The sequence below is a fragment of the Cupriavidus mimosae genome (genome assembly GCF_023952485.1).
Taxonomy (GTDB): Bacteria; Pseudomonadota; Gammaproteobacteria; order Burkholderiales; family Burkholderiaceae; genus Cupriavidus; species Cupriavidus taiwanensis_C.
Genome location: NZ_JALHRY010000005.1, coordinates 346481 through 358484, shown reverse-complemented (window position 1 = coordinate 358484; position 12004 = coordinate 346481). Strand labels below are relative to the sequence as shown.

Annotated in this window: 13 protein-coding genes; 9 read left to right on the top strand and 4 right to left on the bottom strand. The window is 69.2% G+C overall.

What is annotated here, in order from left to right; translation table 11 throughout:
• Positions 1–157 precede the first annotated feature (157 nt).
• Positions 158–937 carry a class I SAM-dependent methyltransferase gene (locus MKD50_RS12310; RefSeq protein ID WP_252667231.1) on the top strand — a complete coding sequence of 260 codons (780 nt, stop codon included), beginning with the start codon at positions 158–160 and terminating at the stop codon, positions 935–937.
• 15 nt (positions 938–952) lie between these two features.
• Here the strand turns inward: MKD50_RS12310 and MKD50_RS12305 are convergent, their stop codons facing one another.
• Positions 953–1870, bottom strand: a complete 918-nt coding sequence (locus MKD50_RS12305) for a LysR family transcriptional regulator (protein ID WP_115706068.1) — start codon at positions 1868–1870, stop codon at positions 953–955.
• Positions 1871–1974: 104 nt separating this feature from the next.
• Between MKD50_RS12305 and MKD50_RS12300 the strand changes: the two genes are divergently transcribed.
• On the top strand, positions 1975–3000 hold the full coding sequence (locus MKD50_RS12300; RefSeq protein ID WP_115706067.1) for a bile acid:sodium symporter family protein: 1026 nt from the start codon (positions 1975–1977) through the stop codon (positions 2998–3000).
• Positions 3001–3067: 67 nt separating this feature from the next.
• Here MKD50_RS12300 and MKD50_RS12295 read toward each other — a convergent pair whose 3' ends face one another.
• Together MKD50_RS12295 and tsaE are read right to left on the bottom strand one after the other, a co-directional pair.
• On the bottom strand, positions 3068–4582 hold the full coding sequence (locus MKD50_RS12295) for an N-acetylmuramoyl-L-alanine amidase (RefSeq protein WP_252667230.1): 1515 nt from the start codon (positions 4580–4582) through the stop codon (positions 3068–3070).
• Positions 4576–5088 (bottom strand): tRNA (adenosine(37)-N6)-threonylcarbamoyltransferase complex ATPase subunit type 1 TsaE, encoded by a 513-nt coding sequence (gene tsaE, locus MKD50_RS12290; RefSeq protein ID WP_252667229.1) that lies wholly within the window; start codon positions 5086–5088, stop codon positions 4576–4578. The genes MKD50_RS12295 and tsaE overlap by 7 nt, the downstream gene beginning before the upstream one ends.
• 16 nt (positions 5089–5104) lie before the next feature.
• Here tsaE and queG point away from each other — a divergent pair, with 16 nt between their 5' ends.
• Positions 5105–6319: a tRNA epoxyqueuosine(34) reductase QueG gene (queG, locus tag MKD50_RS12285; protein WP_252667228.1), complete on the top strand. Its 1215-nt coding sequence runs from the start codon at positions 5105–5107 to the stop codon at positions 6317–6319.
• Between the two features lie 22 nt (positions 6320–6341).
• Here the strand turns inward: queG and MKD50_RS12280 are convergent, their stop codons facing one another.
• A complete protein-coding gene (locus MKD50_RS12280) occupies positions 6342–7235 on the bottom strand; it encodes an AEC family transporter (RefSeq protein ID WP_240073789.1) in 894 nt (297 codons plus the stop codon).
• 157 nt (positions 7236–7392) lie between these two features.
• On the opposite strand from MKD50_RS12280, the gene MKD50_RS12275 reads away from it, so the two are divergent.
• The 6 genes from MKD50_RS12275 (at position 7393) to plsY (ending at position 11931) form a co-directional block, all read left to right on the top strand.
• Positions 7393–8088, top strand: a complete 696-nt coding sequence (locus tag MKD50_RS12275; RefSeq protein ID WP_252667227.1) for a chalcone isomerase family protein — start codon at positions 7393–7395, stop codon at positions 8086–8088.
• A 103-nt stretch (positions 8089–8191) separates the two neighbouring features.
• Positions 8192–9160 carry a tripartite tricarboxylate transporter substrate binding protein BugE gene (locus MKD50_RS12270; RefSeq protein WP_115662932.1) on the top strand — a complete coding sequence of 323 codons (969 nt, stop codon included), beginning with the start codon at positions 8192–8194 and terminating at the stop codon, positions 9158–9160.
• Positions 9161–9266: 106 nt separating this feature from the next.
• On the top strand, positions 9267–9746 hold the full coding sequence (locus MKD50_RS12265; protein WP_115706061.1) for a methylated-DNA--[protein]-cysteine S-methyltransferase: 480 nt from the start codon (positions 9267–9269) through the stop codon (positions 9744–9746).
• Positions 9743–10681 (top strand): site-specific tyrosine recombinase XerD, encoded by a 939-nt coding sequence (xerD, locus tag MKD50_RS12260; protein WP_115706059.1) that lies wholly within the window; start codon positions 9743–9745, stop codon positions 10679–10681. The genes MKD50_RS12265 and xerD overlap by 4 nt, the downstream gene beginning before the upstream one ends.
• A 23-nt stretch (positions 10682–10704) precedes the next feature.
• Positions 10705–11196: an aminoacyl-tRNA deacylase gene (locus MKD50_RS12255; RefSeq protein WP_115706057.1), complete on the top strand. Its 492-nt coding sequence runs from the start codon at positions 10705–10707 to the stop codon at positions 11194–11196.
• A 126-nt stretch (positions 11197–11322) separates the two neighbouring features.
• Positions 11323–11931, top strand: a complete 609-nt coding sequence (gene plsY, locus MKD50_RS12250; protein WP_115706055.1) for a glycerol-3-phosphate 1-O-acyltransferase PlsY — start codon at positions 11323–11325, stop codon at positions 11929–11931.
• Positions 11932–12004: the final 73 nt, after the last annotated feature.

Genomic DNA, 12004 nt, shown 5'->3' with positions numbered 1-12004 from the left:
GCGGGCTGGTGGCGCTTATACCAGGATAAAGCAGTGACTTGTACCGGGAAATTGGCCCGCCTACAGTATGCCGAACCCGCCTCGCGGGCAAGTCCCGTCCCCCGACAACCCACCGCCAGCCGGCCTGGCCCGGCCGTGGCCCAAGGAGCCCAGCACCATGCAGCAACAGGAACTCGTCGCCGCCCAGTTCGGCGCCACCGCCAGCGCCTATCTCACCAGCGCTGTCCACGCCAGCGGCGCGGACCTGCAGCAACTGAAGGACGAACTGGCCGCGCTGATTCCCGCGGCCAATCGCGCGCGCAGCCGCGTGCTCGACCTGGGCTGCGGCGCCGGCCACGCCAGCTTTGCCGCCGCCGCGGTGGCGGGCGAGGTGACCGCTTACGATCTGTCGGCCGACATGCTGACGGTGGTCGAGGCCGCGGCGCGCGAGCGCGGGCTGGCCAATGTACGCACCCGCCAGGGCGCGGCCGAGCAACTGCCGTTCGACGACGCCGGCTTCTGCGCGGTGGTGTCGCGCATGAGCGCGCACCACTGGCGCGACGTGCCGGCCGCGCTGGCGGAAATTCGCCGCGTGCTCAAGCCCGGCGGCAAGGTGGTGATGATCGACATCGCCGGCGCGCCGGACCCGTTGCGCGATACCTGGCTGCAATCGGTCGAGTTGCTGCGCGACCCCTCGCACGTGCGCGACTACACGCCGGCGGGCTGGCGCGCGATGTTCGAAGCCGCGGGCTTTGCCGCGGATGCGATTGCCGTATCAGAAACCTGGCGCATCGGCATCGAGTTCGACAGCTGGGTGCAGCGCATGCGCACGCCGGCGGTGGCAGTGGACGCGATCCGGCACCTGTGGCAGGTGGCGCCCGCGGAAGTGCGCGAGCACTATCGCGTGCAGGCAGACGGCAGCTTCGAGCTGGAAGCGGTGATGGTCACCGCGCGCTGACAGGAGCAAGCCTGCTCAGGCCGCAGCGCTGATCGTTGGCGCCTCGGCCCGCACGGTCAGGCGCCGCACCAGTTCCCACACCGCCGCCGCGGCCGGCGACAAGGAGCGGTCCTCGCGCCGCACCATGACGATGCTGCGTTCCTCGCACGGCACCAGCGGGCGCCACACCAGCGGCGACGCCGCCGGCAGCGGCAGCGAGAACGACGGCAGCACCGACGCGCCGATGCCGGCCTCGACCATGCCGAACACGCTGGCCGAATGGCCCAGCTCCTGCACCACCTGCGGCGCCACGCCATGGCGGCCGAACACGCGGTCGATCAGCGGCCGGCTGCCCGAGGCAAAGTCCAGCAGCACCAGCCGCATCCCATGCAGCGCCGACCACGGCACCGATTCCGCCTGCGCCAGCGGATGGTCGCGCCGACACACGAAGCAGAACGGGTCGGTCGCGACCGGCTCCACCAGCAGCCCGTCGCGCACCAGCGGATCGATCAGCACGCCGAAGTCCACCGCGCCCGCGCGCACCTGCTCCAGCCCGTCGGCCTGGACGTTGTCGCGCACGGTCAGGCGGATTTCCGGATATTGCGCGGCGCAGGCAGCCACGTAGAGCGGCATCAGCCGGGCGGAGATGGTCGGCGCGCCGGCTATCACTACGCGACCCCGATAGCGCTCACCGAGCTGGCGCGTTTCCTCGAGGGTGTCGTCCAGTTGCCCGAGCAGGCGCTCCAGCGCCGGTGCCAGCGCATGGCCGGCCTCGGTCAGCACCACTTCGCGCGTGGTGCGGTCCAGCAGGCGCACGCCGAGCGCGTCTTCCAGCTCGGCAACGCCGCGGCTGACCGCCGGCTGGGTCAGTCCGACCGCATCAGCGGCCCGGCTGAATCCGCCGCTGCTGGCCACCGCCAGGAACACACGCAGCTGGCGCAATGTGTAATTCATGCAACAAGTAGATAAATAGATTCTATAAATGAATTTGCATTCTAGACCCGCCTGGCGTCCAATACTAGGCAAAACCCTAACACCGCAGGATTTCACCCGCAGTCATGTCCCGTATTGTCCGCAATCTCAAGAAGCTCTATGACCTGATCGACGGCTTTGTGCTCGTCATGCTGACCGCCATCGCCATCGCGCTGGCCGCGCCCGAACTCGGCACCGGCGACGGCCCGTTGCACCTCGGCGTGGTGACCAGCCTGGGCGTGGCGCTGGTGTTCTTCCTGCACGGCGCGGCGCTGTCGCGCGACAAGCTGGTGGCGGGCGCCAAGCACTGGCGCCTGCACGTGTTCGTGCAGGTCTTCACCTACGTGGTGTTCCCGGTGGTGGGCGCGCTGCTGATGCTGTCGCTGCGCAATACGCTGCCGGCCGACCTGCTGCTGGGCGTGTTCTTCCTGTGCGCGCTGCCGTCCACGGTGTCGTCGTCGGTAGCCATGACCTCGATGGCGCGTGGCAACGTCTCGGGCGCGATCTTCAACGCCACCATCTCGGGCCTGATCGGCATGCTGGTGACGCCGTTGCTGATGGGGCTGGTGATCAGCGCCAGCGGCGCCTCGATGCCGCTGGGCAAGGCGCTGACCGGCGTGGCGCTGCAGCTGCTGCTGCCGTTTGCGCTGGGACAGCTGCTGCGCCCGCTGATCGGCAACTGGCTGGCCAAAAAGAAGCACATCACCACCAAGATCGACCGCGGCGTGATCGTGCTGATCGTCTATTCGTCCTTCTGCGACGCCACCGCCGAAGGCCTGTGGCACCAGTACCAGTGGCAGACCATCGGCGCGGTGATGGGCATCGCCGCGGTGCTGCTGTTCGTGGTGCTGGGCTTCACCACGCTGACCGCGCGCCGCCTGGGCTTTTCTGTCGAGGACGAGATCACCGCGGTGTTCTGTGGCTCGAAGAAGAGCCTGGCCAACGGCATCCCGATGGCCAAGATCCTGTTTGCCGGCCATCCGGCGCTGGGCTTGCTGGTGCTGCCGCTGATGGTCTACCACCAGCTGCAGCTGATCGTCTGCTCGGTGATCGCGTCGCGCTATGCCAACCGCGATGCGTTGCTGGAGGACCAGGCCACCGCGCGCGCCTGAAGCACGCGACCGCAAAAAAACCGGGGCATGCCCCGGTTTTTTTTGTGCCCGCCGCCAGCGCGGCGGATCAGACCGACGGATTCTTCGACAGTGGCGGATTGCGCGCGAAGTACGAGCGGATGCCCTTCAGGATGGCATTGGCCAGCTGCTCCTGGTGGGCGTTGTCGTTGAGCTTGCGCTCTTCTTCCGGGTTGCTGATGAAGGCGGTCTCGATCAGGATCGAGGGGATGTCCGGCGCCTTCAGCACCGCAAACCCGGCCTGTTCGACACGGGCCTTGTGCAGCTTGTTGATGCCGCCGATCTCGCCCAGCACCGCCTTGCCCACCAGCAGGCTGTCGTTGATCTGCGCGGTGGTCGACAGGTCCAGCAGCACGCGCGCCACCTGTGCATCCTTGTTGCCCATGTTGGCGCCGCCGATCAGGTCGGAGGCGTTTTCCTTGTTGGCCAGCCAGCGTGCCGCGGTGCTGGAGGCGCCGCGCTCGGACAGCGCGAACACCGACGCGCCGCGCGCCTCGGGCGACAGGAAGGCGTCGGCGTGGATCGACACGAACAGGTCGGCCTGCACCCGGCGCGCCTTCTGCACACGCACGTTCAGCGGCACGAAGAAATCGGCGTCGCGCGTCATCATCGCGCGCATATTGGGCTGGGCGTCGATCTTGGCGCGCAGCCGGTGCGCGATCTCCAGCACCACGTCTTTTTCGCGCGAGCCGGCCGCGCCGATCGCGCCCGGGTCTTCGCCGCCATGGCCGGGGTCGATCGCCACGGTCAGCAGGCGGCGCATCTTGAACGGACGCTCGGCAGTGGGATTGTCGCGCGCGACCGGCGGCACCACGGGTGCGTTCGGGGCCGGCACCGGCGGCACCGGCGCCGTGGACGGCGTCGAGGGCCGCGGCCTTGCGGCGGCCACCGGCGGCGGCGCGGTGGTGGGCGGCACCTCGCCCTTCTCGTCGAAGCGGCGCACCAGCGCGCCGATGGCGTCTTCCTCGGCGCCGGCCGGGGCGCCGGCGATGCCTTCGGCGCCCGGCGCCGGGTCGGAGGTGGCAAAGCGGCGCTGCTTTTCCTCGGTGTCGCGCACCAGCTTCCACAGCGGGTCGGGCGGGTTGACCGGATACAGGTCGAACACCAGCCGGTTGCGGTAGCTGCCGATGGGCGCCAGCGTGAACACCTGCGGCGCCACGTTCTCCTTCAGGTCGAACACCATGCGGACCACGCGTGGGCGATTCTGGCCGACGCGCACGGTCTGGATATACGGGTCGTTCGGGGTGATCTTGGCCACCAGCTCGCGCAGCGTGGGCGACAGGTCGAGGCCGTCGATGTCCACCACCAGCCGGTCGGGATCGCGGATCATCTGGTGCACCGCGGCCAGCGGCGTATCGGATTCGATGGTGACGCGGGTGTAGTCCTCCGCCGGCCACACGCGCACCGCGACGATGCCGGCGCCGAACGCGATCTGCGGACCGGCCAGCGTCAGCACGGCGGTGCCGGCCCCCAGCTTCAGTGCCTGCGCCATCCATTTGCGGCGCGCCTGCAGCAGGCCGTCGGGTCCATCGGGGCGGTCGGTGGCAAGTCGCTTGATCAGCATGCGTTCAGCAAGATAAGTCCAGTGGGAGTATAGGCGCGCAGTGTCGCGATCCGCCGCTCGCCGGTGTCGTCGGCGCCGGCCATGTCCGATTGGAGCAACACGTGCAGGTCGGGTTCCCCCAGCAGGCGCCCGGCCTTTTCCGGCCACTCGACCAGGTTGAAGGCCGGTTCGGCGAAGCAGTCGCGAAAACCCGCGTCGAGCCACTCTTCGGGATCGGCAAAGCGGTACAGGTCGAAATGGTAGACCGTCAGCGGCGAGCCGTCGGCGCGCGCGACGTCATAGGGCTCGCACAGCGTATAGGTGGGGCTGCGGACCTTGCCCGCATGGCCCAGTGCGCGCAGCACGGCACGCGACAGCGTGGTCTTGCCGGCGCCCAGGTCGCCGGACAGCTGCACATGCACCGTGCGCGGCGACATCGCCTGCACGGCGGCGGCCAGCGTGGCGCCCAGGCGCGCGGTGGCGGCTTCGTCGGGCAGCGTCAGGGTGCGTTCTTCGAGCAAGGGCATTGCGTACAATTCAGGAATGATCGACCGAGTCGCCCCCGGGCAGGCGGATGCGCCGCCCACACCAGTACCAGACACCAGCGGCCGCGCGGCCGCGGGCCCGGGGGAGCTTGCGGCGCTGGCCGCGTCGATCCGCGCATGGGGCGCGGCGCTGGGCTTTGCCTCGGTGCGCATCGCCGATGTCGACCTCGCGCACGCCGAGCCCGGACTGCTGGCCTGGCTGGCGCAGGGCTACCACGGCGACATGGATTATATGGCCAACCACGGCCTGCGGCGCGCCCGTCCGGCCGAACTGGTGCCCGGCACGGTGCGCGCGATCGTGGCGCGCATGCCCTATGTCCCGGTCGCCGGCGCGCACGCGGAGGCCGCCGACTGGCGCCGTCACGAACTGGCGCGGCTGGACGACCCGGCCACCGCGGTGGTGTCGATGTACGCACGCGGGCGCGACTATCACAAGGTACTGCGCAGCCGGCTGCAGCAGCTGGCCAGCCGGATCGAGGCCGAGATCGGCAAGTTCGGCTACCGCGTCTTTACCGATTCGGCCCCGGTGATGGAAGTGGCGCTGGCCAGCCAGGGCGGACTGGGCTGGCGCGGCAAGCATACGCTGCTGCTGGACCGCGACGGCGGCTCGATGTTCTTCCTCGGCGAGATCCTGGTCGACATCCCGCTGCCCGCCGATCCGCCCGAGTCCGGCCATTGCGGCAGCTGCCACCGCTGCCTGGACATCTGCCCCACGCGCGCCATCGTCGCGCCCTACCGGCTCGATGCGCGCCGCTGCATTTCCTACCTCACCATCGAGCACAAGGGCGCGATCCCGGTCGAATTCCGCGCGCCCATGGGCAACCGCGTCTACGGCTGCGACGACTGCCAGCTGGCCTGCCCATGGAACAAGTTCGCGCACGTGGCCACGGTGCCGGACTTCGACGTGCGCAACGGCCTCGATGCGCCCGACATGGTGGCGCTGTTCCAATGGACCGAAGCGGAATTCAACCAGCGCCTCGAAGGCAGCCCGATCCGCCGCATCGGCCACGAGCGCTGGCTGCGCAACCTGGCGGTGGGACTGGGCAACAGCCTGCGCACGGCACTGTCGGGCACGCGCGCCGCAGACGAGGCGCTGGCCGCGCGCATTCGCGCCGCACTGCTGGCGCGGCGCGAGATCGCCACGCCCATGGTGCGGGAACATATCGACTGGGCCCTGGCACAGGGCGGCCCGCCCGCGCAACGGGCCGGCTGACCCCGAACCCTCTCGGTCAGAATCAGCTCACCAGCGCCAGCCACAGCGGCGTGGTGACGATCGCCGCGACCGTCATCAGCGAGATCGTCGCCGCCACCATCGGCCCGTTGCCGCCCATACGCACGGCCAGGATGTAGGCGCTGGAGGCGGTCGGCAGCGAGGCGTACAGCACTACGATCTGGTATTGCAGCGCGGTCAGCGGCAGGTGCCGCCCCACCAGCCAGGCCACGCACGGCATCGCCAGCAGCTTGACCCCGGTCCACCACGCCACCGGCCCGGCGGTGCCGGTGGCGCCGCTGATCTGCAGCCCCGCGCCTACCGTCATCAGGCCAAGCGCGGTCGACGCCGAACCCAGCCGGTTCAGCGTCATGCCCAGCACCTCGGGCGCGTGCAGCCCCATCAGGTTGGTCGCCAGCCCGCCCGCGGTGGCCAGGATCAGCGGGTTGCGCGCCAGTTCCTTCCACAGCGCGGACTGGCCATGCCGGGCCAGCGCCCACACCGCGGCCACGTTGCACAGCGGCACGGTGCAGCCGACGATCACCGCCATCAGCGCCAGCCCTTCGGACCCGCCCAGCCGCGCGGCCAGCGCCAGCCCGATATAGGAATTGAAGCGGAACGCGGTCTGCAGCCCCGAGGCAAAGCTGACCGGATCCGGCCGCAGCACCCATTTGACGGCATAGCCGCCGGCCAGGCCGATGGCCAGCACCAGCAGCGCCAGCCCCAGCATGGCCGAGGTCGAGGAGAAGTCCAGCACCGCGGTATTGGTCGACTGCAGCAGCAGCGCCGGGAACAGCACGAAGTAGACCAGCCGTTCCACCCCGCCCCAGAAGGCGCGGTCGAAGGGGGAATAGCGCACCAGCAGCCAGCCGATCAGGATCAGGCTGAAGTCCGGGACCAGCAGGAGGGCGGAAGACATCTAGGGTTGTTGTTGTGGTGGCAGTGGCATGGCGCGGCACTGCCCGGGCAGCCGTCGCACCGAAACAGCGGCGGGGCGAGATAACGGCAAAAAAGCCGGAATGTGCAGACTAGGGCAGATACGGATAGGTATTTTTCCAGATTTCGGGCAGCATGACATGCCAAGTTGTACGCCTGCCGCCATGTTGTCCCGCATCCGTTCCACGCGCCTGCACGTGGACACCCTCCTCCGCTCCCGACTCAGCCCTGCTTTCCGGCCGGGCCGCCGCCTGCGCCTGGCCGTCGTGCTGGCAGCGCTCGGCGCCGCGGCCGGGGTGCATGCCGTGCCGGGGCCGGCGCGCGCGGTCGAGATCGCCGGCGTGCGTTTCGACGACGCGGCGCGCGTGGGCGGCAAGGAACTGCAGCTCAATGGCGCGGCGCTGCGCACTGGCTTCCTGACCAAGGGCTACGTGGCCGCGCTGTACCTGGAGGAAAAGGCCCGCAACGCGGCCGTGGTACTGGGCACGCCGGGCGCCAAGCGGCTACAGTTACGCATCCTGCGCGAGACCGAACCGCCGGCGGTGGTGCGTGCGATCCGCCAGGGCATGCGCGACAACCACAGCGAGGCGCAAATGCAGGGGCTGGCGGCGCGGCTGGTACAGTTCGAGCGCACCCTGGGCGAGATCGGCACCGCGCACAAGGGCGATGTCATCAACGTGGATTTTTCCCCGCAAACGGGGACGGTCGTCGCCATCAACGGCACCCCGCGCGGCCGGTCGATTCCCGGCGAAGACTTTTACCAGGCGCTGCTGCGGGTGTTCCTGGGCGAACGCCCGGTCGACGCCGGCGTCAAGCGCGGCCTGCTGGGCGGATGACCCAGATTACGCTGCCGACGCACCGCCCGACCTGTGGCACTGCGACGGTTTTTTTGCTTCCGGGCGGCACCCTGCCCGGATTTCTGACGGGAGACATGATCTCATGCAAGCTGGCAAACTCGCACTGACCCTGGCCCTGGCGGCCGCCGCCACCGCGGCGCAAGCCCAGAGCTACCCCACCAAGCCGATCCGCCTGATCATTCCGTTCGCCCCCGGCGGCACCACCGACATCGTCGGCCGTGGCGCGGCGGACCAGATGAGCCGCATCCTGGGCCAGCCGGTGGTGGTGGAAAACCGCGCCGGCGGGGGCGGTTCGATCGGCGCCGACGCCATTGCCAAGGCCGCGCCGGACGGCTACACCATCGGCATCTCGACGGTCTCGACCATGGCCGTGAACCCGGCCTGCAACCCCAAGCTGTCGTACGACCCGATCAAGGACTTCAAGCCCATCACCAACCTGGCCAACGTGGCCAACGTGATCGCGGTGAACCCGAACTTCCCGGCCAAGGACTACAAGGAGTTCCTGGCCGTGCTGAAGGCCAACCCGGGCAAGTATTCGTACGCGTCGTCGGGCACCTGCGGCTTCGGCCACATGCTGGGCGAGCAGTTCAAGGTCTCGACCAAGACCTTCATGGTCCATATCCCGTACCGCGGCGCGGGCCCGGCACTGAACGACGTGCTGGCCGGCCAGGTGCCGATCATGGTCGACAACCTGCCGTCGTCGATGCCCTACATCAAGGCCAACAAGCTGCGTCCGATCGTGGTGGCCTGGAACAAGCGCCTGGAGTCGCTGCCCAATGTGCCGACCTTCGGCGAAATGGGCCTGAAGGAGCCGAACGATCCGGCCTGGTACGGCCTGGTGGCGCCGGCCGGCACGCCTGACGAGGTCATCAAGAAGCTCAACGAAGCCGCGGTCAAGGCCCTGCAGGACAAGGACTTCCAGCAGCGCCTGCGCACCGCCGGCGCCGAGCCGTCGGGCAACACGCCGGCGCAGCACGCGGCCGAGATCAAGAAGGAATTCGACAAGATGAAGAATCTTGTGAAGGTGCAGAACATCAAGCTGGAGCAATGATCCGGCCGGTGTGATGCCACCCGCAAAGGGCCGCCGCGAGGCGGCCCTTTTTTCTTGCCCGCGCCAAAAAGCACTAAAATCCAGCATTCGCCCCAGCCTGACCGCCATGCCCGCACCCTACCACGCCATCCTTACCGCCCCGTTCGGCAAGATCGGCGTGCGCACGGACGGCGCGCGCATCCAGGCGATCGTGTACCTGCCTGAGCACGTCGAAGCCCGCGCGCCGGCCGACGCGCTGACGCAGCGGCTGGCCGCGCAGCTGGAGGCCTACTACGCCAACCCGGACGCCGTCTTCGACGTGCCGCTGGCCGCCGCCGGCAGCGCCTTCCAGCAGCGCGTGTGGCAGGCCATCTGCGCGGTGCCGCGCGGCGCCACCACCACCTACGGCACCATCGCCGAAGCCATCGGCGCGATGCCGCGCGCGGTCGGCCAGGCCTGCGGGCAGAACCCGTTTCCGATCCTGGTGCCCTGCCATCGCGTGGTCTCGGCGCGCGGCATCGGCGGGTTCTCGCACCATGCCGAGGACGGCTTTTACCTCGACGTCAAACGCTGGCTGCTGCGCCATGAGGGCGCCATGCTGATATGAGCGGCGCCCCGGCGGCAGCCGAGCCCACCGCCGTCGCCAGCGCGGCCGACGCGGCCCTGGTCAGCCGCTTCTGCGACGCGCTCTGGCTGGAAGACGGGCTCTCGCGCAACACCATCGATGCTTACCGGCGCGACCTGACGCTGCTGGCGCGCTGGCTGCAGCAGGAGCAGCGCGGCGAGCTGCTCGGCGCCGACGACGGCGCGCTGTCGGCGTACTTCAGCGCGCGCCATACCCAGACCCGCGCGTCGTCCGCCAACCGGCGCCTGGCGGTGTTCCGCCGCTTCTACCAGTGGGCGCTGCGCGAGCACCTGTTGCAGACCGACCCCTGCCTGCTGCTGCGCCCCGCCAAGCAGCCGCCGCGCTACCCCAAGACCCTGACCGAGGCCCAGGTCGACGCGCTGCTGGAGGCGCCCGACACCGACACCCCGCTGGGCCTGCGCGACCGCACCATGCTCGAGCTGATGTACGCCAGCGGCTTGCGCGTGTCGGAGCTGACCCAGATGAAGACTGTCGAGATCGGCCTGAACGAGGGCGTCGCGCGCGTGGTCGGCGGCAAGGGCGACAAGGAGCGCCTGGTGCCGTTCGGCCAGCAGGCCGGCGACTGGCTGCGGCGCTACCTGGCCAGCGCGCGACCGGCGCTGCTGGCCGGGCGCGCCTGCGACGCGCTGTTCGTCACGCAGCGCGGCGAAGGCATGACGCGGCAGGCGTTCTGGCACCTGATCAAACGCCATGCGCGCGATGCCGGCGTGCATGCCCCGCTGTCGCCGCACACGCTGCGGCATGCCTTTGCCACGCACCTGCTCAACCATGGCGCCGACCTGCGCGTGGTGCAGCTGCTGCTGGGGCACGCCGACATCTCCACCACCCAGATCTATACCCACGTCGCCCGCGAACGCCTGCGCGAGCTGCACCAGCAGCACCATCCGCGCGGCTGAACGCCAAGGCGGCGGTCACTGTCATGAGCAAATCCAGGCACGTTTCGGAAACCCCCGCCACGCAAGCGCTGCGCAAGCACGGCGTGGCCTTCGGCGAGCACCCCTATGACTATGTCGAGCACGGCGGCACCGGCGAATCCGCGCGCCAGCTGGGCGTGCCCGAGCATGACGTGATCAAGACCCTGATCATGGAAGACGAGCGCGCGCAGCCGCTGGTGGTGCTGATGCACGGCGACTGCTCGGTCTCGACCAAGAACCTGGCGCGCCAGACCGGGCGCAAGAGCGTGCAGCCGTGCAAGCCCGAAGTGGCGCAGCGGCACAGCGGCTACCTGGTGGGCGGCACCTCGCCGTTCGGCACGAAGAAGCGCATGCCGGTGTACGTGGAAGCGACCGTGCTGGAACTGGCGCGCATCTATATCAACGGCGGCCGCCGCGGCTACCTGGTCAGCCTGGATCCGAAGCTGCTGCCCGCGCTGCTCGACGCCCAGCCGGTGCAGTGCGCGCTCCCGGACTGACCTTGCCGGCCGCGTGACGCTGCTTCAGGGGTCGAAGCAAGCCTCCACGCCAATCCGGGAAGTCACGGTCGTGGCCAGGCCCCTGCCGCGCTACAATCGCGCCAGCCTGAAAACATCCCACTCCACATGGCCAATCTGCTTTTTGCCCTTGCCGCCTACCTGATCGGCTCCGTTTCCTTCGCTGTGGTCGTCAGCAAGCTGATGGGACTGCCGGACCCGCATTCCTATGGCTCGGGCAACCCCGGTGCCACCAACGTGCTGCGCACCGGCAACAGGAAGGCGGCGATCCTGACGCTGATCGGCGATGCCCTGAAGGGCTGGCTGGCGGTCTGGCTGGCGGCGCGCTTCGGCCCGGCGCACGGCCTCACCGACACCGGCCTGGCCATGGTGGCGCTGGCGGTGTTCCTGGGCCACCTGTTTCCCGTATTCCACCGCTTTGCGGGTGGCAAGGGCGTGGCCACCGCGGCCGGCATCCTGCTGGCGATCAACCCGATCCTGGGCCTGGGCACGCTGGCCACCTGGCTGATCATCGCCTTCTTCTTCCGCTACTCGTCGCTGGCAGCGCTGGTGGCGGCGATCTTCGCGCCGTTCTTCCATGTGCTGATGAACGGCGTGGACGTGATGGCCGGCGCGATCTTCGTCATCAGCGTGCTGCTGATTGCGCGGCACCGGCAGAACATTGCCAAGCTGCTGGCGGGGAAGGAAAGCCGGATCGGGGAGAAGAAGAAGGTTTGAAGCAGGCAGGCCGCTGGATAACGCAACGGCTGACCACGTCAGCACGCCGGCGGCGTACTCCCTCTCCCGCTTG